A 26,803-nucleotide genomic window follows, 5' to 3' on the forward strand; every position below is an offset into this window, starting at 1 on the left:
CCCGCGCGGCGGGGATCCGGGATCTTTGCGTTTCAGGCTGTGTGCAGGGTGAGGCCGTAGGCCGAGAGGATCTCGTTGACGGGCTGGAACCAGGTCTCCCCGCCGCTGCTGCAGTTGCCCCAGCCGCCGGAGGTGACACCCTGGGCCTGGTCACCGGTGATGAACGACCCGCCGGAGTCGCCGCCCTCGGCGCACACGCTGGTCTTGGTCGCGCCGTGGAACAACTGGCCGTTGCCGTAGTTCACGGTCTCGTTCTTCGCCAGGATCTGGCCGCAGTGCCAATGGGTCGTCGACCCACTGCGGCAGACCGACGAACCGACCGGCGCCTCCCAGGAGCCGCGGACCAGTTGGTCGCTCACCTGGCCCCAGCCGAGCACCACGGGTACGGTCCACCAGCCGTTGCCGACCGAGACCCAGCCGTAGTCGTTGTCGGGGAAGGACCATCCGCGGAAGCTGCCCATGTCCGAGCCGTCCCAGCCGCGGACCGTGCCGCCGCGACCGCAGTGGCCGGCCGTGACGAAGCCGCCGTGTACGGAGAACCCGATCGAGCAGCGGATGTTGCTGACGTAGTACGGGTCACCGCCGACCGTGCCGGCCGCGAACGTCTGTGGTGCTTGGGCAGCCACCTCCCGGACCGTGACCGCGCCGGCCTTCGCGACCTTGGCCACGAACGCGTCGACAGCCTCGGAACGCTTACCCGCTTGCACATTGATGACGACGCTGCCGGTGCGCGGGTCAGCCGCCCAGCCACTGACCGCATCGGGCACTGCCTTGCCGGCCAGCTTGTCGACAGTTGCCTTGCGCCGGTCCAGCTCCGCCGCCGGCACCGGTACGGCGACAGTCTGCGCGCCGGTGGCCTTCACTGCCGCCGCACGATCCTGCCCGGCCAGGCCGATCACCAGTTTCTGAGTGGTCGCGTCCAACCATGCGCCACCGAAGTCGGCCCCAGCAGCCCGCTGAGCGGCCGGCAGGAGTTTGGCCGCGGCTGTTTCGGCCTTCAGACGTTGCTTCATCTGCTGCTCGGTCAGACCGAAGTCTTGCTGCATAGCTGCCGCTTGACGCGGTACGGCGAGCGGCTGGTCAGGGCTCGCCGCGACAGCCTGGCTGGGGACGGTCACCGCGCTCACGACGAGCACGGCGGCTAGAAGGACTTTCATCGGACTCTCCTCACCTAGGGGCGGTTCGGTGCGTGAGAGCGCTCTCGCACATGAGAGTGACCTACTGGGCCCGGCTCGTCAAGGGCGAATGACCGACGTTGTCAGAGACCCAGGTGTGCGAGTACGGCGAGGACGCGGCGGTGACCCGAATCGGTCGGGGGCAGATCGAGCTTGAGGAACACGTTGCCGACGTGTTTGTGCACGGCACCTTCGGAGACGACCAGCTTCTCCGCGATCGCCGCGTTGCCCAGTCCTTCGGCCATCAGTGCGAGCACCTCCCGCTCGCGCGGTGTCAGGCGATCCAGCGGACTGCTCCGCTTCACCATCAGCTGGCTGACCACTTCCGGGTCGAGCACGGTCCCGCCGGCGGCCACTCGTCGTACCGCCTCCAAGAACTCGTCGACCCGGGAGACGCGATCCTTGAGCAGGTAGCCGACGCCCTCACTTCCGGCGGCCAGCAGCTCGGCGGCGTACACCTCCTCGACGTACTGCGAGAACACGAGCACCGGGAGACCAGGGCGGAGCCGGCGGGCTTCGATCGCGGCGCGCAGGCCCTCGTCGGTGAACGTGGGCGGCAGCCGTACGTCGACGATCGCGATCTCCGGAGCGTTGTCGGCCATGACTTTCGCAAACTCGTCCGCGTCACCGGCGACCGCGACCACCTCGAAGCCGGAGTTACCGAGCAGCAGGCCCAGTCCCTCGGCCAGGATCGGGTTGTCCTCCAGGATCACGACCCGCACGGCAGCACCACCTCGACTGTCGTCGGCCCACCGATCGGGCTCTGCAGCTCGAGCCGTCCGTCGATCGCTTCCACCCGGTGGAGCATGCCATGCAGACCGCTCCCCCGGCCCAGCTGGTCAGCCTGTTGGCTGATCCGCGCACCACCGATCCCGTCGTCGGTGATCGCCAGGTACAGCTCCGGACCACGCCGTTCCATCAGTACGTCGACATGCCCGGCCGCGGAGTGCTTGGTGATGTTGGTGAGCGACTCGGCAACGGCGAAGTAGGCGGCAGCCTCGACAGCGGCCGGGACCTGGCCGAGCTCGCCCAACCTGAGGTCGACCGGTAGTGGGCAGCGGGCGCACAGTGCGGAGACCGCCCCGGCCAGACCGCGGTCGGCGAGGATCGGCGGGTACATGGTCCGCAGTACGCCGCGCAGCTCGTTCATAGCCTGCTCTGCACCGTCACGGGCGTCGTCGAGGAGGCTGGCGGCCTTCTCCGGGTCATCGGCCATCATCTGCTTGGCGATGCCGATGCGCATGGCCAGCGACACCAGCTGGGCTTGGGTCCCGTCATGCAGGTCTCGCTCAATGCGACGCAGCTCCGCACCATGCGAGTCCACTGCACCGGCACGGCTCTTGGTGAGCTGCTCCACTCGCTGGCTGAGCCTAGCGGTGTCCAACTCGGCTTCACTCGGTGCGAGCAGGCTGAGGGCAGTGCGAGCGTGTCCACGTGCCAGTGCCGGAGCCCCCCAGCCCAGGACACCCAGGCTGACCAGAACCTGCATCGGACCGTTTGTGAGCGCCTCGAACCAGCCGTCCACACCGACACCCATGAGGCTGAAGTTGCCCGGGTCAAGCTGCCACAGCAGCATGCCGGCAAGTGCTGCCGGTGCGCCGACCACGGCGATGACTGCCACCAGCAGTTCCGGGATCATGACCACTGGCATCAGCAGGAGCCGCAGGCTGCGCTTGAAGGAGCTGCCCGCCGCTTCGACCGGAAGGTCGAGGTACCGGGACGCTTGGGATCGCTCCACGTTCGCCAGCCGGACGAGACCTGCCCTCACAGCAGGGAGCCAGGCGAACAGCAAGCCCAGCGGGAGCGCCACGAGGATGCCCATACCCGTCAGGAAGCGGAGGGCTAGGTAGCCGCTGGCTCTGCCGCCACGGGACAGGATCTTGGTCAACATGTCCTCAATCCTCCGCCACCAGGACACCGCAGTCGCTACAGCAGGCTCTACCCTTCACCCGGGCGTTCGCTGGACCAGGCTGACAAACGCCGAGGGCCCGGGATCTCCCGGGCCCTCGGATGTTCAGCTAGCACTCAGGTACGCCGGGGAGCTTTGGGTCGGGGTGGTCGATGTAGATGTTGGTCATGTAGCCGCCCTGGTCGCGGAGCTTGGCCCACCAGTTGTTGGTGGTGCCTTCGGCGGTGACCGGGTCACCCTGCACCTGGCAGATGACGAACACCTGGGTCGGGCCGGGCAGTGTGGTCACGATCGAGGCGGACAGGCTGGGCGCCGAGCGGACCCGGACGCCGGTGCCATAGGTGGTGAAGTTGTACGTCGGCGGGTTCGGGTTCCCGCCGTTCACCAACTCCATGTAGTAGTTCCAGTTCCAGTTCGGACCCGGGTCGGTGTGGTCGTTGTTGGGCATCTCACTGTGGCCCCGGATGTGGGCCCGGTCCTTCGGGATGCCACGACGGTCGGCGATGTTGCGGGTCACCGCGGCCGACGAGCGGTACATCGCGTCGGTGAACCAGGACGGCTGGTCCACCCAGCCCTCGTGCTCGATGCCGATCGTGTACGGGTTCTCGGTCCGCACGTGCCAGGCAGTGTCCTTCTCGGCCACCATCTGGGTGACCTGGCCGTCGCTGGACCGGATCACGTAGTGCGCGCTCACCTGGGCCGACGGGTTCTTGAACCAACTGATCGTGCCGGCGTACGAGCCTTGCGTCACATGGATGACAATCGTGGAGATCGCCGCGGTCCGGCCGACGCGGTAGTTGCTGGTGCTGGCCGCATTCCAGATCGCGCCCGGGTAGTCCACGGCCGCGACCGAGGTCGGCGTACGCGTTCCGAGCGGAGCGACCTTGGCGTAGGCGCCACGGTCCGGGGTGACCTTCTTCGGCTCGGTGGTGACGCCTGCCGCGTTCACGCCCTGGCCGATGATCTTGTAGACCTCGTCGGTGTAGAGCCGGCCGGTCGGGGCGTCCGCGGAGTGCGAGTACTTCGCGATCACCTCGTACCACTTGCCGAGGTTCGACCGATCAGTCAGCTTCGCTGCATCGGCGTACGAGTCCAGGACGGCCGCGGCGCCGAGGATGTTGGCCGCGGTGTTCTTGGCCAGCTTCTCGACCGGCAGACCGGTGAGTTTCGTTGCCTGCGACATCGTCGGGTTCTTGTTGTTGCTGACCAGGTGCATCACGCCGTACCCGCCTGCCTGGCTGGGCAGGCCGTTGTGGCCGTCGAGGTGCGACTCGGCGTAGCCGACGCCGACGAGCACCTCCCGCGGTACGTCGTACGTGGCTGCCGCTTCCTGGAACGCGGTGGCGAGGTCAGTGGACGCTCTCGTCGGTTCGGACGGTGCGGCGTTGCTCGGCAGGGCACTCAGTGCGAGGGCGCCGGCGGCCGCGGCGGCGAGCAGTCCGGACATTCTGGGTACTCGGGCGGTTTTCCCCATCGGGCGGTTCCTTCCCTTGCTCCGGTCCGCCGAGGGGCGTCGGCGGTCCCGGTGTCACGGGTCACGCTAAGCCAAATTCTTCCGCCGCGACCAGGGTTTGGGTGAACTTTTTCCCGTCACGGCGTGAATTCGGTCCGTCACGCCCCGAAGACCACCTTGCCACGGAGCAGGATCACCCGCGGGTGGCTGAGGACGGTGGGATTCACCCGGGGATCCTCGTCGTACACGACCAGATCGGCCGGATCACCCGGCCGGAGGTTGCTCGGGGCACCCAGCCACTCGCGTGCCGCCCACGACCCGGCGGCCAGCGCCTGCTCGCCGGACATGCCGATGCTCGTCAGCGCCTGGATCTCCTGCGCCACCAGGCCGTGCCCGAGCACACCGCCCGCGTCGGTCCCGGCATACACGGGTACGCCGGCCTCGAAGGCATCCCGGAGCCGGACCAGGCGCTGGTCGTACAGGTCACGCATGTGCGCCGAGTACACCGGGAACTTGGCGGCGGCCTGGTCGGCGTACTCCGGGAAGTTCTCCACCTGAATCAGCGTCGGGACCACCGCGACACCGTGCTCGGCCATCCGGTCCAGCATGTCCGGGAGCAGACCGGTGCCGTGCTCGATGCAGTCGATGCCGGCGGCAAGCAGGTCCGGCAGGGCGTGCTCACCGAAGACATGCGCGGTGACCCGGGCGCCGAGCTCGTGGGCGCGGGCGATCGCCGCATCGAGCGCCTCGGCCGGCCAGCAGGCGGTCAGGTCGCCGGCGTCGCGGTCGATCCAGTCGCCGACCAGCTTGACCCAGCCGTCACCACGCTTGGCCTCCTGCTCGACGTACGCGACCAACTCCTCCGGCTCGATCTCCCAGCCGTAGTTGCGGATGTAGCGCTTCGAACGTGCGATGTGCCGGCCGGCCCGGATGATCTTCGGCAGATCCTCGCGATCGTCGATCCACCGGGTGTCCGCGGCCGAACCCGCGTCCCGGACGAGCAGCGCACCGGCCTCCCGGTCGGCGATCGCCTGCTGCTCCTGGGTCTCCCGGTCGACGGCACCGTGCTGGTCCAGCCCGATGTGACAGTGCGCGTCGACCAGACCGGGCACGATCCAGCCGCCGGTGTCCACGGTGCTGACATCGGCAGCGGCGGGCGGGTCGACGACCAGCCCACCGCTGAGATGGATCTCCTGCCGCTCGCCGGCCGGCAACACCGTGCCGACGAGCCTGAGTACGCCGGTTTCCGTCATACCGCGACGTTAACCGGAACGACCTCAGCCGTGCGAGCCGCCGCCCGGGGTGCAGGTGGGCGTGGTCGGATCACTCGTCGAGCACGGCGTACTGGTCGGCGTGTCCGACGGGGTCGGAGTCGGCGTCGGGGTTGGTGTCGGCGTGGGGGTCGGTGTCGGCGTGGGAGTCGGCGTCGGGGTCGGCGTCGGCCTTGTCGGCGGCCGGGTCGGCTTGTGCGTCGGCTCCTTGGTCGGCGTGTCCACCGGGTCCGGCACAGTGGGCTCGTCCGTGGTCGGCGCGGTCGGCTTCGGCTTCGGCGTGGTGGACGTGGTCGGCTTGTCGTCCGCGATGTCCGGCACGTCGCGCGGGTCCACCTTGCGCTCGGCGTTACCGGTTGCCCTGGGCACCGACAGGCTGCCCTTCTCGTTCGGGATCAGCACCGCGTTCTTGCTGTAGACCCGCATCCACTTCAGCACGGTGGCGACGAAGTCCTTGGAGTGCTGGTACCGCAGCAGGGACGCGACCAGGTCACGCGGCCGCTTGAGGTCGTCGCCCTCCGAGCACAGGTACACCGCGACCGTGGTGACCGCGTCGTACACGTTGTTCGGGTTGCGGAAGCCGTCACCGTTGCCATCGGCGCCGAATTCGGTCCACACCTGCGGAATGATCTGCATCGGACCGACCGCACGGTCCCAGGTCAGATCGCTGTCGTACCGGCCCTTGTCGGAGTCGGTGATCCGGCCGTTGCCGCCGCGACCGTTCAGCACCGGGCCGAGGATCTTGCCCCGGGTGGTGCCGGCCACGTCGACCCGGCCGCCGCTGGCGTGGTCGGACTCGACCTTGCCGATCCCGGCCAGCAACGGCCAGGTGAGCCCACAGTTCGGCCGGACCACGGCGAGATTCGCGGTGGCGCGGCGGTAGGCGGGGAACACCCCGCGCGGGATGCCGTTGACGGCATCCGGTCGTCCCGGCCGGACCACGGACCGGCCGTCGGTCGCACCCTGGACGGGTACGTCGGCACGGGCAGGTTTGTCCGAACCGACCCGGCCGTCCACTCCGGGACGCTGCGGGACGATCATCGTCAGTTCGTCGAACTCACCGCTGTTCAGACCGGCTCCAGGCGATGGAGCAACCGGGCTGTCCGCCGCGAGCTGACCGGAGGCACCGGCCCCGCCCGAGGCGACTGTCACGATGGCCCCGACCAGGAGAGGGGCCGTGCACAGTGAGGCGATGATGATTTTGACCCGACGGTTACCACTACGGGTTAGGCGCATAGACCCCTCAACGATCTCTACGCCAGAAAGTTACATCAAGTCGACGCAAAGTTACCTGACCCGCCAACACCTCCGACAACGGGCACGGCTCAGGCGTGAGTCAGCGGGCCGAGGCGCCGCGAGAGGCAGGTAATCTGCCCGGTTACCCCGGCTTGAAAACCCCGGTGGTCCGGCTGGCTCAGCCGGCCGGCTGAGGCGCCTGGTCCGGGGTGGACTGGGAACTCGGGTCGCCCTGCGGGGCCGTCGCGCACGGTTCCGGGGTCGGGGTGGCCGTCGGCGTGGTGGTCGGCGTCGGCGTACAGGTCGGCGTCGGCTCCGGAGTCGGCGTGGGCGTCGGTGTCGGCGTCGGTGTCGGCGTCGGTGTCGGTGTCGGTGTCGGTGTCGGCGTCTCCGACGGCGTGGTGGGGGTGCTGGTCGGCGGCGTCGTCGGGGTGGTCGTCGGCGGCTTCGGCGACGCCGTCATCGGCGGCTTGGGCGTGGTGGTCGCCGGGCTGCTCGGCTTCGACGTGGTGGGCGGCTTCGAGGTGGTCGTCGACGGGATCGGCGTACTGGGCTGAGACGTCGGCGCGACCGTCGGCGCAGGCGTGGTCGGCGCCGTGGTGTTCGTCCGGGTCGGATCGTTCGACTGGTCCACGTTGCCGTTGTCGTCGACCGGCGGGCTGATCACGCCCTCGGTGTCCGGGATCGTCACGGTCTGGTTGGCGTAGGTCTGCATCCACCGGAGCACCGTGGACACGTAGTCCATCGAGTGGTTGTAGCGCAGCACCGCCTGCACCAGGCCCTGCGGATCGGACAGGTTCGCACCACCCGAGCACAGGTAACCGCCGGCCGCCCGGGCCGCGTCGTAGACGTTGTGCGGGTCCTTGACCCCGTCACCGTTGCCGTCGGCCCCGAACGCCGTCCACGTCCCCGGGATGAACTGCATCGGCCCGACCGCACGGTCCCAGGCCGTGTTCCCGTCGTACAGACCCTGATCGGTGTCCGTGATCGCAGCCATCCCCGGACCGCCGTCGAGGACCGGACCGAGGATCTTGCCGCGGGTGTTCCCGTTCGGCTCCACCCGGCCGCCGCTGGCGTGCGCGGACTCGACCTTGCCGATCCCGGCCAGCAACGGCCAGGTGATGTGACAACCCGGCATCGTCACGGCCAGCTCGTTGGCAGCCTTCTGGTACGCCGCCAGCACTGTCCCCGGGATGCCCGACGGGTTGCCGGTGATCCCCGGGATCGGCTGCACCGGACCGTCGACCGCACCGGTAACCGGCACCTGGATCTGCGACTTCTCCTGGGTCGGCAGGCTGCCGTCGGCACCCGGCTGGCTCGGGACGTTCTCGGCCAACTCGTCGAACTGCGCATCCTGGCGCGGCTGGGCCAGCGCGTGCGCGTCGACGATGAACGTGTTCGAGGTGACTCCGCCGGCGACGAACACGGCGACCATGGCGGTCGGCGGCGCCAAGATGACCCAGGTGGCGGTCAACTTTCCCCGCCACGTATCCAGGTTCTTGAACTGCTGCCTCATCCGAGCCGTCCTTCGACGTGTTCGCAGTACCGGGGTGTTCGGGCGTAGGCACGATCTTAGTCGCCAGAGGGTTACGGACAACCGGTAACGGTGCGCCACTTCACGCAGTCACCAAGTACCGATCAAGCTCCCCCTCGCGTGTCACCCACCGTACGCGCGCCTACTGACCGCCGAGCATCTTCTTCAGGTCGTCCGGGAGCTCGAAGTCGTCGCCGTTCTGGCCGGCGCCGCCGAACGCGGCGGGCAGCTGGCCCGGCTGCGGTGCGGACGGCTGCGCGTTGGTCTGGCCGGCCCGCTTGGCCGGGTTGCCGGAGCCGCGCTTCTTGCCCTTCTTCGCCTGCTGCTTCGCCTTCCGGGCGCCGCCGCCACCGGCCATCCCCGGCATCCCGGGCATTCCCGGCATCCCCGGCATGCCCTTGCCGGTCGCCATCGCGTTCATCATCTTGCGTGCCTCGAAGAACCGCTCGACCAGCCCGCTGACGGTGGCGACCTCGGTGCCGGAACCCTTCGCGATCCGGGCCCGGCGGGAGCCGTTGATGATGTTCGGATCGGTCCGCTCGGCCGGCGTCATCGAGTGGATGACCGCCTCGATCCGGTCGATCTCGCGCTCGTCGAAGTTCTCCAGCTGGTCCTTGAACTGCGACGCTCCCGGCAGCATGCCGAAGATCTTGGTCAGCGGGCCCATCTTGCGGACCGACTGCATCTGGGCGAGGAAGTCGTCCAGGGTGAAATCCTTGCCGCCCTTCTTCTGCAGCTTGGCCGCGGTCTTGGCGGCCTCCTCGGCGTCGAAGCTGCGCTCGGCCTGCTCGATCAGGCTCATCACGTCGCCCATGCCGAGGATGCGCGAGGCCATCCGGTCGGGGTGGAAGACGTCGAAGTCCTCGAGCTTCTCGCCGTTCGAGGCGAACATCACCTGACGGCCGGTCACCTGCGCGATCGACAGCGCGGCGCCACCGCGGGCGTCACCGTCCAGCTTGGACAAGACGACGCCGTCGAACCCGACCCCGTCCAGGAACGCCTGGGCCGTGGTGACCGCGTCCTGACCGATCATCGCGTCGACCACGAACAGGATCTCGTCCGGCGTGACCGCGTCGCGGATGTCGGCAGCCTGCTTCATCAGCACCTCGTCGACACCCAGCCGGCCGGCCGTGTCAACGATCACCACGCTGTGCTGCTTGTCCCGCGCCTCGTCCATCGCCCGGCGGGCCACGTCCACCGGGTCGCCGACGCCATTACCGGCCTCGGGCGCGAACACCGGTACGCCGGCCCGCTCGCCGACCACCTGGAGCTGGGTCACCGCGTTCGGCCGCTGGAGGTCGGCCGCGACCAGCATCGGCGTCTGGTGCCTGGTCTCCTTCAGCCACTTGGCCAGCTTCCCGGCCAGGGTCGTCTTACCGGCACCCTGCAGACCGGCCAGCATGATCACCGTCGGCGGCCGCTTCGCCATCTGCAGCTCGCGGGTCTCGCCGCCGAGGATCGTGACCAGTTCCTCGTTGACGATCTTGATCACCTGCTGCGCCGGGTTCAGCCCGCCGCGCACCTCGGCCCCGCTGGCCCGCTCCCGGACCGCCGCGATGAACTCCTTCACCACCGGCAGCGCGACATCCGCCTCCAGCAGCGCGATCCGGATCTCCCGCGTCGTCGCCTCGATATCGGCATCAGTCAACTTGCCCTTGCCACGCAAGTTCTTGAAGGTGGCCGCCAACCGATCAGAAAGCGTATCGAACACGAAACAGTCCGTTCCTCAGAGAAAACCCAGTACAACCCCACCGAGTCTACCGACCACCCCACCTGTGGATAACTCCCGCCGCCGTCGAACTCCGGTCACTACCGTTGTCACCGACAGCGATCGACGGCGCGTAGAGGAACAGACATGGACATCGCGGGTTTCAACTCTGCCTTTTCCGGGGCCAGGCGCCGGATCAGGTCCGAGCGGGCAGATGTCGGCCGGGAGCAGGAGCGGCTGCGCGCACTGGTGTCGGCCGACGATCCCGCCGAGGACCGCGACTGGGCCTTGCGCCTGATCGAGTCGCTCGCCGTACCGCCCGCACCGCCTCGTCAGTGGAGTGCGCTGTACGACGAAGCCGGCGCGATCCACGCCGATTCGTACCGGACGGGCGACACCGTCGAGGAACGCATCGCTGCACTGCAGGAGGCACGTCGACGCATCTGGGCGATCGCCGATCGCGCGCCCGAGGACGAGGCGCCGCACATCAGGGCGATGACCCGAGTGCTCGACCACCTCGAAGCCGAGCTTCGCGAGCCGAGCTGGACCGACGGCCCCGCAGGCCCGGGAAGCTGACTCGTGGCCGCCGCCGACCGGCTGATCGCGCCTGAGTCTGCGGTCTACCGGGAGTTCGTGCGCCTGTACCGGATAGCCCGGACGCTCCGGTCGACGCCGGTGGACAGATGGAACGGTGAGCTCTACGCCACCGACACCGCCGTCTGGGGCAGCGTGAGCCCGCTGACCGGCGCTGTCCGTCTCTCCGCCCAGCTCGTGCTGCCGCACTTGACTGGAAAGACGTCGCATCACCACCCCGTCGAGCAGGCCGAGGCGCTGGCCACGGTCCTGCACGAGTCGACGCACGCAGGCATGGCGCTGAAGGCCCCCACCGAGCCGAATGCGGTGGACTCCAAGCACAGCCTCGGCCTGACCGAGGGTGTCGCCGAAGTGCGCGCCATTGAGGACTTCCAGGCTTTCACCTGGCGGGCGGGCTACCAGGATGTCGTGCTGCCCGGACCGCAGTACGAAGGTGCCTTCGCGGCGACTGACCGCCTGCTCGACCAGGCCAGTGGAATCTTCACGTCACGGGAAGATCTGACGGACGAGCTCGTCGCGGGTCCAGCTGCGACGCATTTCGATCGACTCGCCGGCGGCGTCGTCCGCAACCGGCTGTGGGATGTCGTGCCACACCACCCGGATCATCAACGCGCGGTGCGAGCGGCGCTCATCAGACCGATGCTTCACGACGTGTGGCCTCAGCTTCCCGACCAGCCGACAAGCATCGGTGAGCGGGTCGCGCTGGAGATTCGGATGGGGCTGGATGCGAAGGTCGATGAGGTTCGGCGGTATTACCGGGGCGGCGGTTGGCGGCCGTTCGAGGGTGAGGGGTTTGGGCAGGTGGCCGGGCGTGGACGGCTCGAGGCCGGGTCTGCGGAGGCCGATGTGGCTGGTGGCTTGCGATTCCTGGATGCGCAGGCGCCAGCGGATGGAGCCGTAGCACTGAGGCCGTCGCTGGGGCTAGGTGCGCGGCGCACCGGCCCGCCCTCCACGCCAGAGCCGGGCCGCACCCGTGAGTGAGCGGTCGGAGGAGATGTTGGCGGGCGGGACGCCGTGGGTGGATCCGTCGGCAGACGGTGGCGGGATTGAGGTTCGTTGACACCTGACCCCAGAGACCGCCAGGATCTAACCGGTAGAGCAACTACTAGCGGTTAGAGGTGTGGTGTGGCGAAGAGCTGGGTGGTGGTGGATGGGCCTTCCAATTTGGGGTTGCGGCCGCCGGTGGTGGGGGGTGTGCCGGGGTGTTACAAGTTGGCGGGGGCGGTCCGGGATCAGGGGTTCCTGCAGCGGATCGGGGCTGGGGATGCGGGGTGCGTGACGCCGCCTCGGTACGACCGGGAGGGGTGGAAGCCGGGGGACGGGGTGTTCAACGCCGAGGGGATGGCGGCGTACACGGTGAAGTTGGCGGATCGGCTGACGAAGCTGTTCGACGAAGAGCGGTTCGTGGTTCTGCTCGGGGGTGAGTGCAGCAACCTGCTCGGGCCGGCGTTGGCGTTGAAGCGGCGGGGGCGGTACGGCGTCGTCTACCTGGACGGGCACTCGGACTTCCGGACGGTCGACAACTCGCCGCACGTCGGGGCCGCCGGTGGTGAGGCGCTCGCGTTGATCACCGGGCGCGGGCAGGCGGATCTCACCGATCTAGAGCAGCAGGGCCCCTACACCAGAGACACCGATGCAGCGCTGCTCGGCATTCGGGCGGACGACGAGTACGTCGGCGACGTGACGGCCGCCGGGATCCCGGTCTGGCCGGCCCTCAAGGTCGCCGAGGATGCGACCGCAGCAGCGAGCGGCGTGCTGCAGCACCTCGAGCGAGACGAGCTCGACGGGTTCTGGGTGCATCTCGACGTCGACATCCTCGACGCGACGATCATGCCGGCGGTCGACAGCCCCGACCCGGGCGGCATCGATCACGCCCAGCTCGTCGAGCTGCTGCGACCGTTGCTCGCGGCACCCACCTGCAGGGGTATCGACATCGGTATCTTCGACCCCGATCTGGATCTGGACGGCAGGTACGCCGCCGAGCTCACCGACACCCTGGTCGCGGCCCTCAGTTGAGGGCTGGGCTTACCTGACCTCGGTGGGAAGTTGCCAGACCAAGCCCTGGCCATGGGGCTCGGCCCGGCCGAGAATCCGCCGGACGCCGCCCGGCCAGAGCTGCAACTCCACCAGGAAGTCGTACGGCCCACCCGGCGTCCGCGGAAGGGGCTCGAGCCGCAGCCGGGCCAACGGCGACGACTCCCCTGCCGTGGCACCGAGCTCTGCGAGCCGCGCCTCGACCGCAGCCCGGTCGTCGCGGGTCAGGTACTGCCACATGATCGAGTGCCACACGACAGTCACGTGCCCGCGTGACAACTCCAACCCGTGCAGGAACGAGACCGCGTCCTCCCGCCGTACGTCGGCCGGCACCTCACGCGCGATCTCCAGGGCACCGCGCAACCGGGCCAGCCGCACAGGCATGTCCGGCCACACGTACGACGTCAGCGTGCGCGCACCGTCCTCGGTCAGCGGGTTCACCGGCGCGATGTCGCTCCCGACCCGCTCCGCGATCCGCAACGGCGCCGGCTTCAACGCGTGACCCGACCAGGCCTCGTCAAAGACCACCGGACTCTCCGCAGCACCGAACGACGTCCCGTCGGCCACGTTGTACCGAAAGTGTTCCGCCCGCAGGTTGAGCCCACCACTCGACCCGATCTCGAACAGCCGCACCGGCAGCGGCACAGCCTCGACCAACTGCAGCAGGCCGCCGTACAGCGCAGCAGCCCGGCCGACCTCGTTCGTCTGCGGCGGCTGGGTCAGCAACGACCGCAGCTCGGCCGACCGGGACTGCAGCACCTGCTCGAACGCTTCCCACCCCAGCACCGGGTCCCACGACCCACCCACGCTCGGATAGAAGGCTGCAAGCTCCGGCGCCTCCCCTGCCAGCACAAGCCGATGCACTGAGCCCAGCAACCGCAGTGCTATCGCGTCACCGAACGGACGGCCCTCATAGCCGGCCAGTACGCCAGTGGACACCCCACCGACCTCGTAGTCGTCCACGAGGAGCCGGCACAGCTCGGCGTACATCGACGACCCGAGGTCCTCGCAGGCAACCGCTTGACGCTGGAGAGTCTCTACGACATGCACACTGCCGACACTAGAAGGTCAGACGATCCAGGACCGTCTTTGCCGTCGTGCGCGCGTCTTCGTCGTCCAGCGGCGAGCCGTGGCTGTCGGTGAGGTAGAAGACGTCCACACACTCAGCACCCAGTGTGCTCACGTGGGCAGAGCGGATATCGGCCCCAGTGGACGCGATAGCCGACGTGACGTCGTACAGCAGGCCCGGACGGTCGTGTGCTCGCACCTGCAGCACAGTGGCCGTCTCTGAAGCACCAGGCAACAGGTCCACCCGGCTGGCGACCCGTGCCTTCACTGCGGACGAGTCGCGCGCGGCCAAGCGCCGTACCAGGTCAGTGTCGTCGCGCAGAGCCACCGCGAGTCGGTCCCGCAACCGTGTGGGGTCGGGCGGCGAGCCGGCCACGGTCCACTGCGAGATACCCAGCCCTTCAACGGATGTGATGACCGCAGACCGAACGGCGAGCCGCTCAACCGCCAGCACAGCCGCAACAGTCGACAGCGTTCCCACTTGATCGGGTACGGCGACATTGACCCGCAGGTCACCGAGATGCTCGGAGACGGTCACGCCGAGGCGCCCTACTCCGACGATCTGGTGCAGCGTGGGTACGGGGATCGGCGGAGCGTCGGTCCACATGCTCTCCCCTCCCCCGGACAGCTCACCGCGCACGCGTCGGCACAGCTCACCGACCAGCCGCATCCGCCACGGCGAGGACGCAGCGGGACCGGCTGCACGCGCGTCGGCGTACGTGAGGGCTTCCAGCAGGTCCAATGTCTCGGTAGTGCGGACGATCCCGGCAACCAGGTCAACGGTCATCGGGTCGTCCAGGTCTCGCCGAGTAGCGACCTGCGCGAGCATCAGGTGCTGCCGGACCAGCAGGGCGATCGTGTCCGCGTCCGACTCGCTGAAACCGAGCCGGCGAGCCACAGTCCTTGCGATCACCGCACCTGTGACGCTGTGGTCGCCTTCGACCGCCTTACCGAGGTCGTGCAGCAGTGCGGAGACCAGGAGCAGGTCGGGCCGCCGTACGTCGCGGACCATCTTCGAAGCCTCGACACACGTCTCCAGCAGATGCCGGTCGACAGTGAATCGGTGGATGGCCGACTGCGGCGGCCGGAACCGCACTGTGTCCCACTCGGGCAGGATCCGCGAGATGTAGCCTGCCTGGTCGAGCGCCTCCCACACCTCGAGCAGACCGCTGCCCGCACCCAGCAGAGCGCACAGCAGTCGCCGCGCCTCACCCGGCCAGGGCTCAGGAAGAGCCAGAGCGCGATTGGCCAGCCGTCCGCAGACAGCAGGCGACAAGACAAGCTCTCGATCCGCGGCAACAGCAGCAGCCCGCAGCCCCAGTACTGCGTCCCGCTCCGGCCGCGCGTCCGGCATCAGTACGACTTCACCCTCGTGCTGGCCGACTCCCTCGTCGAGTGCCAGCAGCAACGGTCCACCGGTCCGCTGACGACGCCGGGACCGAGGCGGCCGGGTCATCAGGCCCTCGATCCGCCGCCAGGACACGTCACACACGTGCGCGAGCGTCCGACCGGTCGAGTACACGTGCCGCAGGAGCTCCTCGCGGCCATCCATGCCCAGCCCCGCAGCAACCTCTCCAGCCACGTCGGCGACCAGCCGGTCAGTGGAACGCCCCGCAACCGTGTGCAGCTCGTCCCGGATCTCCAGCAGGTCCAGTCGCGCCCGCTCCACCACCGGGTGCGGTACGTCGATCAGCCACGACGCCACCAAGGCACGCAGTACGACGGCATCCCGCAGACCGCCGTACGCCTCCTTGAGGTCGGGCTCTGCAAGGTGTGCGAGCTCTCCGACGGTCGAGGCACGGTCTTTGCACGCCTGAGCCAGTGCGGGCAGCCGAGTCTTCGCGGTACGGCGCCAGTCCGCCATCAGCACGGACCGCAGTTGCAGGGTCAGATGTGAGTCCCCCGCGACATGCCGTGCGTCCAGCAGGCCGAGGGCCACCCGGATGTCGTCGGCAGCCGCCTTCTGGGCCTCCGCGACCGTGCGAACACTGTGGTCCAGCTTGGTCCGCGAGTCCCACAGCGGATACCAGATCTGTGCGGCCAGCTCGTCCACCCGTGGGTACCCCTCGGCGTGCACGAGCATCACGTCGAGGTCGCTGTACGGCGACAGCTCCTCCCGGCCGTAGCCGCCGACAGCGACCAGCGCGACGCCCTCGGTAGGTACACCGAGGGCGTCACAAGCCTTGGAGAGGAGCAGGTACAGCAGCGCGTCGGCCTCCTCGGCACGAACGCGCCGCTGTTCTGCTCGATCAACCATCTACAGTGCGTCTCCGTCGAGCTCGCCGGTGCGCACCCGGACGATGGACTCCACCGGAGTCACCCAGACCTTGCCGTCACCGATCTTGCCGGTCTGCGCCGCCTTGACGATCACGTCCACCACGTCCGCGCTGTCGCCGTCCTCGACGACGACCTCGACCCGGACCTTCGGGACCAGGTCCACCTCGTACTCCGCGCCGCGGTAGACCTCGGTGTGGCCCTTCTGCCGGCCGTAGCCGCTGGCCTCGGTCACCGTCATGCCGGTGACCCCGAACGTCTCCAGGGCGGCCCGGACGTCCTCCAGCTTGTGCGGCTTGACCACCGCGGTGATCAGCTTCATGCGTTCGCACCTTCCTTCGAAGCCTCGGTGGTCTCATTGTCGGCCGCGGCCTGCGGCCGGGCGAGGGGGGTGTGGCCGCGCAGGCCCGACGCCCCGAGGAAGTCGTACGCCGTCTCCGCGTGCTCGGCCTGGTCGACACCGGCGACCTCGTCGTCCTCCTTGACCCGGAAGCCGATGGTCTTGTCGATCAGCTTGCCGAGCAGGAAGGCCACGGTGAAGGAGTACACCGCGACCACCACGTTGGCCAGTGCCTGCTTGCCCAGCTGCGAGACGCCGCCACCGTAGAACAGGCCGTTCACGGCCGACGGCGCGGCCGCCGTACCCAGGAAGCCGATCGCCAGCGAGCCGACCAGACCGCCGACCAGGTGGACGCCGACCACGTCGAGGGAGTCGTCGAAGCCGAGCTTGTACTTCAGCGAGACCGCGAAGGCGCAGATTGCACCGGCCACGAGACCGAGGATGATCGAGCCGACCGGGGTGAGTGCGCCACAGGCCGGGGTGATCGCGACCAGACCGGCGATCGCACCGGAGGCCATTCCCAGCGTGGTGGCCTTGCCGTGCCGGATCCGCTCGACGATCAGCCAGCCGATCACGGCGGCCGCGGTGGCGACCTGGGTGTTGACGAAGGTGACCGCGGCGGTGGTGCCGGCGCTCAGCGCGGAGCCCGCGTTGAAGCCGAACCAGCCGAACCACAGCAGTGCGGCACCGAGAACGACCAGCGGCAGGCTGTGCGGCCGCATCGGGTCCTTGCGCCAGCCGATCCGCTTGCCCAGCACGATCGCCAGGGCCAGCGCGGCCGCACCGGCGTTCACGTGCACCGCCGTACCGCCGGCGAAGTCGATCGCGCCCAGGCTGTCGCCGATCCAGCCGCCGTTGCCGTCGTCCAGGAACCAGACCGAGTGCGCGACCGGGAAGTACACCAGCGTCGTCCAGCCCGCCACGAACACGATCCAGCCGCGGAACGAGGCCCGGTCGGCGATGGCACCCGAGATCAGCGCCGGCGTGATGATCGCGAACATCAACTGGAAAGCGACGAAGGCGAGCGTCGGGATCGTCCCGCTCACCGCGTCGGGCGAGATCAGGCCGGCCAGGCCGACTTCGGAGAAGTTGCCGATCACATGCCCGGTGTCACCACCGAACGTCAGTGAGTAACCGACCAGCACCCACAACAGTGTGACGACGGCGATGGTGATGGCGCTCATCATCATCATGTTCAGCACGCTCTTGACGCGCACCATGCCGCCGTAGAAGAAAGCCAGGCCCGGTGTCATCAGCATCACCAGGGCGGCGCTTATCAAGACCCAGGCGGTATCGCCGGCGTTGATCTCCATCAACGTCATCCCTTCCATCGATCTGGGGAGTGGCCGGCGTCCTCAGTCGGGGAGAACTCCACAACGCCGGGGAGCCCGCGCTCAGCCACACCGCACACGGTGTCGGCGCGCCGTTTCAGCCGATCGGTCCGTTTGTTTCAGGCATGTGACAAACAGGGCGTTCAGGTGACATCGGCGTGACATCGGCGAAGGTGTGGCACTCTGGCCTGGACCACACGGGTATGCAGCCGCGCCACTGCACCCGTCCGACCTGGGGACGCGAAATGGGGACGAACCACGGGGTGAGGCCGCGCCGAGGCAGGCCACGAGACCCGGATGCGGAGCCGAGGATCCGCCGGAACGCCGTGCAGCTGCTGCTGGAGCGGGGATTCGACGGAATGACAGTCGACGATGTCGCCGAGGCCGCGGGAGTGGGCAAGGCGACGATCTATCGACGCTGGGTGAGCAAGGAGCAACTGGCCAACGACGCCCTGGCCGACCTGTTCGACATCGAGATCCCAGATGCCGACACCGGGTCGATCGAGGGCGACCTGCGCCAGGTCTACACCGATGCTCTGATGTTCGTGAACAGCAAAGAAGGGCTGGCTCTGATCCGCCTGGCGGTGTCGGAGGCGAACCGCGACGAGCGGTCGGCCGCGATCTACCGTGCCTTCCTGGAGCGGCGGATCCAGCTCACACAGGCCGCGCTGGACCGGGCCCTCGCCCGCGGTGAGCCGATCCGGCGCACCGCGGACCCGGCGCTGATGGTGCAGTGGCTGGCCGGCGTGTTCGTCATCCGTGCGCTGACCGGTGAGCCGATGCCCGCGCCCGAGGACGCCGACCGGCTGCTGAGGTTCACCCTGCGCTGCGTCATGGAGGAGGACTCAGGGCCGGATCCCCGGCCCGAGAGCGACACCGTCGACGGCTAGCTCGGTGACGCGCTGCACCTTGCCGGTGCGGACGTCCCAGGCGAGCACCCAGCCACGGACCAGGATCAGCGGCTTGTAGTCGTCGTACCAGCCGAGTACGGCGCAGCAGCCGGGCTCCCGGACGTGGGCTGGGTCGGCCGTGCCCGGCGTCGACGGGTCGGTCTCCCCCAGCACAAGCAGGCTGCTGCGCAGGGCGCGCAGGGTGGAGATCGCCGCCACGACCTGTGGTTGAGAGGACTTGGTGGGCACCTGCTGGATGTCGTTCGCGATGAACAGCCGGGCCGTCATCGTGTACGTCGAGAAGGTCTGGCCCACCCAGGTCCGGACGGGCAGTTGCAGCTCGCTGTCGAGTGAATACTCGCCGTTGACCAAGTATCGGAGTACGGCTCCGCTGTCCATCCGGTACGGCGCTGTGATCGACGCGGGATTCCTGGCCGACGGGATCGCGGTCACCGGTTTCTCACCGTCACCGCCCTCGCCCACCACCACTCGATAGGCCACACCGGGCCCGCTCACCAGGATGCGCTCGGCGGTCGGCAGCCAGGACACGCTGCTGACGTCCTGGCTCGGCAGGGTGAAGCGGAAGACCTCTGCGGTCGTCACGTCGACAATGACCAGCTCGCCCGGCTGCGGGAAGGCTGCGAAGCGTCCGTCGGGCGAGATCGCACCTGAGCTCAGCGGTGATCCGGTGCGGATCTTGCGCAGCTGCAGGTCTGCGCGCGCCCAGCTCGAGTCTTCACCGAGCAGCAGCGCGTCGTACCGGCCGCCTCTTTCCTCGAGCACCACCGCGGCCAGATTCTCGAGCCGGTGCTCGGACAGCGAGTCTGGGTCGTCCGGCAGCCGCAGGCGGTCGCCGAGCGGTGTGTAGAGCCGGTCGAGGAATCGCTCACTGCCGGCGGGTGGCGCGACCCAGTAGTCGATCCCGGCGATCTGCCCGGCCGGTGGCAGATAGCCTTGAGGGAGCGTCGGCGTGGTCGGTGGCGGAACGAGCTCGGCGCTCCTGCTCCCACTGACTCCGAATCCGATCGCCGCGCCCACAGCGATGCCCAGGACAGTCAGCAAGGCGATCAGGACGTTGCGACGTCGACGGCGCCTGGTTGCCACTCCATCGGCCCAGGCCGCGTCGGCCAGGTCAGGCTCTGGCACTCGGTCCGCAGCCTGGTAGAGCAGGGGCTGGATGTCCTCGCGCCTCATCGCGGTTCTTCCGCGTCACGCCAGTCGCCCGCGCCGAGCGCCGTACGGAAGCGACTGAACGCGGTGAGGCCGTGTCCGTGCACGGTTGTGTGGGACAGGTTGAGTATGTCCCCCACCTCGAACTCGGTGAGCTCCTCCAGGTGCAGCAGCACGAACACAGCGCGCTGTGCGGGAGTCAGCTCGGCCAGTGCGAGTTTGACTGGGTCGTCCTCGTCCGGGAACGCCTTCACCCGGTTCCACCGCACCAGAGCCGGCTGGTAGAGCAGCCGCTGGACGAACGCGTCCGGGTCGTCCACCTTGAACCAGGACAGTGACAGCCGGGTGAAGGCGTGCAGCAGTGCATCCTCAGCTCGCTCCAGGTCGCCGTACACGAGGTACGCCGTACGGAGCCATCTGCCCTGCCTCGCGTCGACATACGAGGCGAAGTCCGGGTCGACCGATTCCTGCATCCACCCTCCCGCCCCTATTCAACTCCTCAACTACTGCGCGCGGCCACCGCCAGCCGGGTCTCTTCCGCGATCAGGTCCGCATTGATACCTCCAGCGGCCATCAGGCCGGCCGCGGCGGCCGGGATGACCTGGGCGCGGGCGTCGGTCACGTTGCCGGCCACGAAGACGCCGGGTACGGCGGTGGCGCCCATCGAGTCGGCCGGGACGACAGTGCCCATCACCAGCCCGTTGGCCTCCTGTTCGACGGTCTCGAGGCCCAAATCGGTCAGGAACGCCGCACGGGCCCGCATGCTGGTCTGCACGGCCAGCGCCTGGCGCGGGATGACTCTGCCACCCTCCAGTTGGACACCAGTCAGCTTGTCGTTCTCCACCTCGAGCTGCTCGACTTTCCCTTGTACTACGGAGATTCCGCGAGCTGCGAGCTGTTCCCACTGCTCATCCGTCGGCTCCGGCGCGGTGTGCACGAACAGCGTCACGTCGTCACTCATCTGCCGGAACAGCAGCGCCTGGTGCGTCGCCATCCCACTGCTCGCCAGAATGCCGATCGCCTGGTCACGCACCTCCCAACCGTGGCAGTACGGGCAGTGCAGCACGTCACGCCCCCACCGCTCGGCCAGTCCACGTACGTCGGGCAGCACGTCCGTCAGCCCGGTCGTCACCAGCAGCCGCCGGCCCTGGTACGTCGTACCGTCCGCAAGCTCGACTGTGAACAGCTCGTCCCGGCGGACTGCTGTCACGGTGCCGGTCGCGAACTCACCGCCGTACCCGGCGACCTCCTGGCGACCGATCGCGTACAGCTCGGCCGGTGGGACCCCGTCGCGGGTCAGGAAGTTGTGGACCGCCTCGGCCGGGGCATTGCGCGGCGTACCGTCGTCGACGACCAGCACCGACCGGCGCGACCGCACCAGCGCCAGCGCACCACTCAGCCCGGCGGCTCCCCCGCCGACCACGATCACGTCGTAGGTCTTCATCTCTCGGACTCCTCTGTCTCGGTACCTCGAGGATCCGCCCGGGCTTTCGTTTTCGACAACTTTCTTTGCCACAATGGCAACATGGACACGTTCGATGACGTTCTCGAGGCCGTCGGACCGCGGCTGCGGATGCTGCGGGCCGAGCGGAAGACGACGCTGGCCCAGCTGTCGGAGTCCACCGGGATCTCGGTGAGCACGCTGTCCCGGCTGGAGTCCGGTCAGCGCCGCCCCACGCTGGAGCTGCTGCTGCCCCTCGCCCGTGCGCACCAGGTACAGCTGGACGAGCTGGTCGACGCGCCACCGACGGGTGATCCGCGGATCCACGCGAAGCCGATCAAGCACCACGGCGTCGTGCACATCCCGCTGTCCCGGCGGCCGGGCGGGCTGCAGGCGTTCAAACAGATCCTGCCGGAGGGATGGCCGGGCGGTGACGTGGTGCAGAAGACGCACGAGGGGTACGACTGGATCTACATGCTGTCCGGGCGGATCCGGCTGGTGCTCGGCGACAACGACTTCATGCTGACCGAGGGTGAAGTGGCCGAGTTCGACACCAGGGTGCCGCACTGGTTCGGCAACCCCGGGCCGGGCCCGGCCGAGGCGCTGTGCCTCTACGGCCCGCAGGGCGAACGGATGCATGTGCGCGCCCGCACCCGGTAGCCTGCGCCAGTTCGATCCGGAGGAGGAACTGTTGTGAGCGTCGCGTTGTTCACTTTGGGCGGCACCATCTCGATGGCCGGCAACCACCGGCTCACCGGTGACGACCTCACCGCGGCCGTACCAGGGCTGGCCGAGGTCGGTCACGCCGTCGAGATCCAGGACGTCGAGAAGGTACCCAGTGCCAACCTGACCGCCTCGACGATGCTCGACGTGGTCGACGCCGCATCGAAGGCGGTGGCGGACGGCGCCAGCGGTGTCGTGGTCACACAGGGGACCGACAACCTCGAAGAGACCGCCTTCCTCGTCGACCAGGTGTGGCCGCACCCGCAGCCGTTCGTCCTCACCGGTGCGATGCGCAACCCGACGCTCGCCGGTCCTGACGGTCCGGCCAACCTCCTGGCCGCCGTACGCGTCGCCGGCGCCCCTGCGGCCCGCGACCTCGGTGCTCTGGTCGTGTTCAAGGAGGAGATCCACGCGGCCCGGTGGGTGTGTAAGACCCACAGCACCAGTACGGCGACGTTCGTATCACCCAACGCCGGTCCGATCGGCCATGTGGTCGAGGACCGAGTCCGCATCCTCACCCGTCCGCTGCGACTGGACGGCGTACACGGAAGGGCTGAGCCGGCTGAGCTCGATGCGACCCGGGTGGCACTGTACACGGTGACGATGGACGACGACGGCCTGCTACTGCAGGGCTTGGCGGACACACACCAGGGTCTGGTCGTTGCTGGGTTCGGCGTGGGCCACGTGCCGTCTGCACTCGCCCCTGTGCTGGGCGAACTGGCTGCAGTGATGCCGGTGGTGCTGACGTCGCGGACAGGTGGTGGTTCGGTACTGCGGAACACCTACAAGTCGGTGGGGTCGGAGTCCGACCTGCTGCAGCGTGGACTGGTCGACGGCGGCTTCCTGGACCCTTACAAGGCGCGCATCCTACTTCGGTTGCTGTTGGCAACGGATGACGATCTCGAGGCGGCGTTCGCGCAGTACCGCTAGAGGCTGCGGGCGGGCCGAATAATTGCCTTCAGCAACTACTGCGGGACATAGTAAGCAAACACCTTCACAAGACCAGACGTCCGTGTCAACGGCTGGCACGAACTTCGGACGGATTGTGACCAATTGTCGCCAAACGCTTGACCCCGGCCCCGGAGGGTGCTCGGATCGTCACCGCTCGGGGAGCCGATTTCGAGGACTGGGAGATGGTTGCGCCGTGGTCGAGCAGGCACAGGGCACCAGCGGGGACAACAGCGATTACGCGGCGGTCGGCGGTGGTCCGGCGATCGCCTCGGTGGTGGATGTCTTCTACCAGAAGGTGCTCGGCGATCCGCAGCTCGCCGGCTACTTCGTGGACACCGATCTGGCCCGCCTCAAGCGGCACCAGGTGCAGCTGGTCTCGCAGGTGATGGGCGGTCCGGTGTCGTACGACGGTGCCGATCTGGCGCAGGCACACCAGGGCCGCGGGATCACCGGCGACGACTTCGGCAAGGTGGTCGTCCACCTGGTCGATGCGCTGGAGGCACACGAGGTGCCCGGCGACATCGTCGGGCGCGTTGTGACGGCACTGGGCGCCACCCAGGGCGACATCGTCACCGCACACTGATCCGGGGATGGACCCGGTAGCACTGAAGAACAGCTGGGCCGTGGTCGCGAAGTCAGGCGACGAGGTGCCGTTGTTCTTCTACTCACACCTGTTCCTGTCCCATCCGGAGGTCCGGGAGATGTTCCCGGTCTCGATGGCCGCCCAGCGGGACAAGCTCGTCGGCGCGCTCGGTGCCGTGGTCAGCAACGTGGCGCAGGTCGACGAGGTCGTGCCGTTCCTGCAGCAGCTCGGCCGGGACCACCGCCGGTTCGGCGCGGTCGCCGAGCACTACTCGGCGGTCGGGGGGTCGCTGCTGGCGACCTTGCAGCATTTCCTCGGCGCCGCCTGGACCGCCGAGTTGGCGGCCGACTGGGCCGAGGCGTACGGCCTGGTCGCGACCGTGATGGTCCAGGCCGCCGAGGAGGCGGCGGAGGACAGCCCTGCCTGGTGGTCCGGCGAGGTGCTGGGGGTCGATCGACGCACGATGGACGTGACGATCGTGCAGATCCGACCTGAGCGGCCCCTCGACTACCAGCCTGGGCAGTCCGTCGCGCTGGAGATCCCCTACCGGCCCCGGCGTTGGCGCTACTACAGCCCGGCCAGCGCGCCACGCGACGACGGCTCCTTCGAACTGCACATCGGACTGGTCCCCGGCGGCCAGGTCAGTGGGCCTGCTGTGCGTTCGCTCAAGCGAGGTGACCCGGTCCGCCTCGGCGCTCCGGTCGGTGACAGTCTGAAGCTGCCCGCGGGCGGCCAGGACATCTTGATGGTGGCCGGCGGGACCGGACTCGCGCCGTTCCGGGCGATGCTCGAACAGCTCGACCGGCGCACGCAACCGGCCGAGGTGCCGCGGGTGCATCTGTTCCACGGTGCCCGCATGCCGTGGAACCTCTACGAGCACAAGCAACTCAGCAACCTCACCCAGCGGCCGTGGTTCCGCTACACCGGCGTCGTCTCCGACGACAAGTCGTTCCCAGGCCCCCGTGGGCCGGTCGGGACGGTCGCGGCGGATCACGGGCCGTGGGCAGGCCACACCGCCTTGGTGTGCGGTTCCCCCGGTATGGTCCGGCAGACCGTCGAAGAACTCACCGGAGCCGGTGTCCCGGCGGCCGACATCCGCACCGAGTCCCTCGGGACCACGACCTCGGCAGGGGGCCAGCAGTGACGCCTGAAGACCCGTTCGCCCGCAGACCCGCGCAGTCGCCATACGCGATCAGGCACCAGACCTTCCGTACCCGGCGGAGGGGCCTGGACCCGGACGAGGTGGCGGCGTACCTGGGCGGACTGGCCGAACAGATCGAGTACGCCGACGCGGACCGGGCCGAGCTCCGGGCCGAGGTCGAGCGGCACCGCAACAGCACACCCGATGCCGATCAGCGCGCCCACATCACCGCGCATGCCGTCGGGCTGCTCAGCCAGGCCCAGCAGATCGCGGACAACCTCGTCGCCGAGGCCGAGCAGTACGCGAAGGATCTGGTGGAGTCGGCCCGCGGTCAGCAGCGGGACGCGCTGGAGCAGGCGCGCGACTCGGTGGAGACTGCGGTCAAGCACCTGCCGCCCAGCGACGCGCAGGCAGCCGAGCTCGAGTACGTCCGCACCTTCACGCAGGTGGCCAGCGTCCAACTCCGGTCGGTCCTGGACGCTCTCGCGGAGCAGGTGGAGCGACTCGGCCAGCTACCGCGGGTGCCGCAGGAACCGACCAGGCACGAGGAGATCCAGTGGTGGACCGATCTGTCCACCGACACGGCCGACGCTCTCCGCGATTCCCGGCCCCAGGCAGGTCATCGCCGTCCGATCTGAGCGCGGCTGCTCCGCTCTTCAGTGCTTTCTGGTCCGCTCCGGGCTTGCGGTCTCGAGTGGTACGTCGGCCGCGGGGATGACACCGAGTTGGGTGGTCTGGCGCCGCAGTACCGCGTCGTACAGCCAGTCCGTGGCTGTGCGGACGCGGTTACCCGGCATGGAGAGGAGGTGGTAGCCGCGTGTCACCACCTTCGCCGGGAAGCCGGCGAGCGGGACCTGCAGCGGGTTGGCCGCGGCCTGGGTACCACCCAGGTCCACGACGAACCCGAGGTCGCTGTGCACGTACGGCTGGCGCTCACCGGTCCCGAAGCCGGCCGCGACGTTCTTGGCGGCCCGCTTGCCCTGACGCTCGGCATGCTGCGCTGTCATGGGCGTGTACTCGCCTGGCCTAGTCAGGTCGGGCACGGCGGCCGCGTCACCGCAGGCGAACACCTCGGGGTGGTCCGGCACGTTCAGGTACTCGTCGACGAGCAGACGACCCTTCTCGGTCTTCAGCCCGAGCCCGTCGACCATGGGGTCCGGCCGTACGCCGACACACCAGATGAGCGAGTGTGTCGGCACGAACGACTTGTCGGTGAGCCGTACGCCGTCGTGCTTGGCCTCCTCGACCGATCTGCCCATCAGTACGTCGACACCACGCTCGCGCAGCACCTTGTCCGCCGTACGCGACAACCGCTCGTCCAGCTCGGGCAGAACCCGGTCGGCGATGTCCAGGAGCATCCAGCGCATCCGTTGGTGGCGTAGGCGTGGTCGACGCTTCTTGAGGATCTCTGTGTAGAGCACACCGTGTGCGGCCACCTCAGTGCCTGTATAGCCGGCTCCGACGACCACAAAGGTGCAGAGTGCGTTTCGCTCGGCCAGGCTGTCGGTGGCGTCGGCCAGCTCGACCTGCTGGGTCAGGTGATCGCGGAGGAACACGGCCTCGGGGATGCCGCGGAACCCGTGGGCGTACTCCGTGACGCCGGGGATGGGCAGCAGCTTGTTCACACTGCCCGCGGCGATGATGAGCCGGTCGTACCGGATCTCCTCGCGCCGGTCGAGCGGATCGGCGTACCGGACCTTGCGGTGCTCCAGGTCGAGACCGTCCACCTCGCCGAGCACCAGGCGTACGTCGGGCAACGAGTCGGCGATCGACACGGTCAACCGCCGTGGCTCGAGAATCCCACTCGCCACCTCGGGCAGGAGCGGCACGTACAGGAAGTAGTCCGTCGGGTTGACCACCACGATGTCGGCCCGCCCGCGCGCCAGCCGGCACAGCGTCTTCGCCGCGTTGTACCCCGCGAACCCGGCCCCGACGATGACGATCCTCGGTCGCTTCATTCTCCCTGGGTACCAGATT

General features: G+C 68.7%; 25 protein-coding genes. 9 read left to right on the forward strand and 16 right to left on the reverse strand.

All coding sequences use genetic code 11. From position 1 onward, the window contains the following. Positions 1-32: 32 nt before the first annotated feature. The 8 genes from EV652_RS29680 to ffh form a co-directional block, all read right to left on the reverse strand. Positions 33-1,157: a S1 family peptidase gene (locus tag EV652_RS29680; RefSeq protein ID WP_132212571.1), complete on the reverse strand. Its 1,125-nt coding sequence runs from the start codon at positions 1,155-1,157 to the stop codon at positions 33-35. 101 nt (positions 1,158-1,258) lie between these two features. Next, complete coding sequence (locus EV652_RS29685; protein WP_132212572.1) at positions 1,259-1,897, reverse strand: LuxR C-terminal-related transcriptional regulator; 639 nt, start codon at positions 1,895-1,897, stop codon at positions 1,259-1,261. Beyond that, complete coding sequence (locus EV652_RS29690) at positions 1,885-3,066, reverse strand: sensor histidine kinase (protein WP_132212573.1); 1,182 nt, start codon at positions 3,064-3,066, stop codon at positions 1,885-1,887. Before EV652_RS29690 ends, EV652_RS29685 begins: the two co-directional genes overlap by 13 nt. A 127-nt stretch (positions 3,067-3,193) precedes the next feature. Beyond that, positions 3,194-4,531: an N-acetylmuramoyl-L-alanine amidase gene (locus EV652_RS29695; RefSeq protein WP_242002088.1), complete on the reverse strand. Its 1,338-nt coding sequence runs from the start codon at positions 4,529-4,531 to the stop codon at positions 3,194-3,196. Between the two features lie 164 nt (positions 4,532-4,695). Then, positions 4,696-5,790 carry an amidohydrolase family protein gene (locus EV652_RS29700; protein ID WP_132212575.1) on the reverse strand — a complete coding sequence of 365 codons (1,095 nt, stop codon included), beginning with the start codon at positions 5,788-5,790 and terminating at the stop codon, positions 4,696-4,698. Positions 5,791-5,814: 24 nt separating this feature from the next. Next, a complete protein-coding gene (locus EV652_RS29705) occupies positions 5,815-6,960 on the reverse strand; it encodes a lytic transglycosylase domain-containing protein (protein WP_242002089.1) in 1,146 nt (381 codons plus the stop codon). Positions 6,961-7,222: 262 nt separating this feature from the next. After that, entirely contained in the window at positions 7,223-8,560 is a 1,338-nt protein-coding gene (locus EV652_RS29710; protein ID WP_132212577.1) for a lytic transglycosylase domain-containing protein, read from the reverse strand. A gap of 160 nt (positions 8,561-8,720) precedes the next feature. Then, entirely contained in the window at positions 8,721-10,289 is a 1,569-nt protein-coding gene (gene ffh / locus EV652_RS29715) for a signal recognition particle protein (RefSeq protein WP_132212578.1), read from the reverse strand. Between the two features lie 144 nt (positions 10,290-10,433). Here ffh and EV652_RS29720 point away from each other — a divergent pair, with 144 nt between their 5' ends. From EV652_RS29720 to EV652_RS29730, 3 genes are all read left to right on the forward strand, one after another. Further along, positions 10,434-10,862 (forward strand): hypothetical protein, encoded by a 429-nt coding sequence (locus tag EV652_RS29720; RefSeq protein WP_132212579.1) that lies wholly within the window; start codon positions 10,434-10,436, stop codon positions 10,860-10,862. Positions 10,863-10,865: 3 nt separating this feature from the next. After that, positions 10,866-11,861, forward strand: a complete 996-nt coding sequence (locus tag EV652_RS29725; RefSeq protein WP_132212580.1) for a hypothetical protein — start codon at positions 10,866-10,868, stop codon at positions 11,859-11,861. A 294-nt stretch (positions 11,862-12,155) separates the two neighbouring features. Further along, the gene (locus tag EV652_RS29730) at positions 12,156-12,896 is read left to right on the forward strand and encodes an arginase family protein (RefSeq protein WP_242002090.1); all 741 of its coding nucleotides are present in this window, start codon (positions 12,156-12,158) and stop codon (positions 12,894-12,896) included. A 9-nt stretch (positions 12,897-12,905) separates the two neighbouring features. On the opposite strand, the gene EV652_RS29735 is transcribed toward EV652_RS29730, so the two are convergent. The 4 genes from EV652_RS29735 to EV652_RS29750 are packed head-to-tail and all read right to left on the reverse strand — an operon-like array spanning position 12,906 to position 17,918. Beyond that, positions 12,906-13,964 (reverse strand): DUF2332 domain-containing protein, encoded by a 1,059-nt coding sequence (locus EV652_RS29735; RefSeq protein WP_132212581.1) that lies wholly within the window; start codon positions 13,962-13,964, stop codon positions 12,906-12,908. 10 nt (positions 13,965-13,974) lie between these two features. Continuing rightward, positions 13,975-16,239, reverse strand: coding sequence for a [protein-PII] uridylyltransferase (locus EV652_RS29740; protein WP_132212582.1), 2,265 nt, complete (start codon positions 16,237-16,239; stop codon positions 13,975-13,977). After that, entirely contained in the window at positions 16,240-16,578 is a 339-nt protein-coding gene (locus EV652_RS29745; RefSeq protein WP_132212583.1) for a P-II family nitrogen regulator, read from the reverse strand. Further along, complete coding sequence (locus EV652_RS29750; RefSeq protein WP_199238465.1) at positions 16,575-17,918, reverse strand: ammonium transporter; 1,344 nt, start codon at positions 17,916-17,918, stop codon at positions 16,575-16,577. The genes EV652_RS29745 and EV652_RS29750 overlap by 4 nt, the downstream gene beginning before the upstream one ends. A gap of 335 nt (positions 17,919-18,253) precedes the next feature. Between EV652_RS29750 and EV652_RS29755 the strand changes: the two genes are divergently transcribed. Beyond that, positions 18,254-18,817, forward strand: coding sequence for a TetR/AcrR family transcriptional regulator (locus EV652_RS29755; RefSeq protein ID WP_242002091.1), 564 nt, complete (start codon positions 18,254-18,256; stop codon positions 18,815-18,817). On the opposite strand, the gene EV652_RS29760 is transcribed toward EV652_RS29755, so the two are convergent. From EV652_RS29760 to EV652_RS29770, 3 genes are read right to left on the reverse strand one after another with little or no spacing between them, the layout of a single operon-like run. Next, a complete protein-coding gene (locus EV652_RS29760) occupies positions 18,773-20,011 on the reverse strand; it encodes a hypothetical protein (RefSeq protein WP_132212585.1) in 1,239 nt (412 codons plus the stop codon). The genes EV652_RS29755 and EV652_RS29760 overlap by 45 nt on opposite strands. Continuing rightward, positions 20,008-20,460 carry a sigma factor-like helix-turn-helix DNA-binding protein gene (locus EV652_RS29765; protein ID WP_132212586.1) on the reverse strand — a complete coding sequence of 151 codons (453 nt, stop codon included), beginning with the start codon at positions 20,458-20,460 and terminating at the stop codon, positions 20,008-20,010. Before EV652_RS29765 ends, EV652_RS29760 begins: the two co-directional genes overlap by 4 nt. A gap of 26 nt (positions 20,461-20,486) precedes the next feature. Next, on the reverse strand, positions 20,487-21,431 hold the full coding sequence (locus tag EV652_RS29770) for an NAD(P)/FAD-dependent oxidoreductase (protein WP_132212587.1): 945 nt from the start codon (positions 21,429-21,431) through the stop codon (positions 20,487-20,489). A gap of 81 nt (positions 21,432-21,512) precedes the next feature. Here EV652_RS29770 and EV652_RS29775 point away from each other — a divergent pair, with 81 nt between their 5' ends. The 5 genes from EV652_RS29775 to EV652_RS29795 all read left to right on the forward strand — a co-directional run bounded on the left by EV652_RS29775 (position 21,513) and on the right by EV652_RS29795 (position 25,464). After that, positions 21,513-22,088 (forward strand): helix-turn-helix domain-containing protein, encoded by a 576-nt coding sequence (locus EV652_RS29775; protein ID WP_132212588.1) that lies wholly within the window; start codon positions 21,513-21,515, stop codon positions 22,086-22,088. Positions 22,089-22,121: 33 nt separating this feature from the next. Next, positions 22,122-23,081: an asparaginase gene (locus EV652_RS29780; protein WP_132212589.1), complete on the forward strand. Its 960-nt coding sequence runs from the start codon at positions 22,122-22,124 to the stop codon at positions 23,079-23,081. 214 nt (positions 23,082-23,295) lie between these two features. Beyond that, positions 23,296-23,685, forward strand: a complete 390-nt coding sequence (locus tag EV652_RS29785) for a group I truncated hemoglobin (protein ID WP_158441276.1) — start codon at positions 23,296-23,298, stop codon at positions 23,683-23,685. A 7-nt stretch (positions 23,686-23,692) separates the two neighbouring features. Continuing rightward, the gene (locus tag EV652_RS29790; RefSeq protein ID WP_132212591.1) at positions 23,693-24,829 is read left to right on the forward strand and encodes a globin domain-containing protein; all 1,137 of its coding nucleotides are present in this window, start codon (positions 23,693-23,695) and stop codon (positions 24,827-24,829) included. Then, on the forward strand, positions 24,826-25,464 hold the full coding sequence (locus tag EV652_RS29795) for a DivIVA domain-containing protein (protein ID WP_158441277.1): 639 nt from the start codon (positions 24,826-24,828) through the stop codon (positions 25,462-25,464). The genes EV652_RS29790 and EV652_RS29795 overlap by 4 nt, the downstream gene beginning before the upstream one ends. 18 nt (positions 25,465-25,482) lie before the next feature. Here EV652_RS29795 and EV652_RS29800 read toward each other — a convergent pair whose 3' ends face one another. Then, positions 25,483-26,784: an NAD(P)/FAD-dependent oxidoreductase gene (locus EV652_RS29800; RefSeq protein ID WP_132212593.1), complete on the reverse strand. Its 1,302-nt coding sequence runs from the start codon at positions 26,782-26,784 to the stop codon at positions 25,483-25,485. Between the last annotated feature and the right edge of the window lie 19 nt (positions 26,785-26,803).

Origin of the sequence: Kribbella steppae (assembly GCF_004342025.1) — a bacterium.
Taxonomy (GTDB): Bacteria; Actinomycetota; Actinomycetes; order Propionibacteriales; family Kribbellaceae; genus Kribbella; species Kribbella steppae.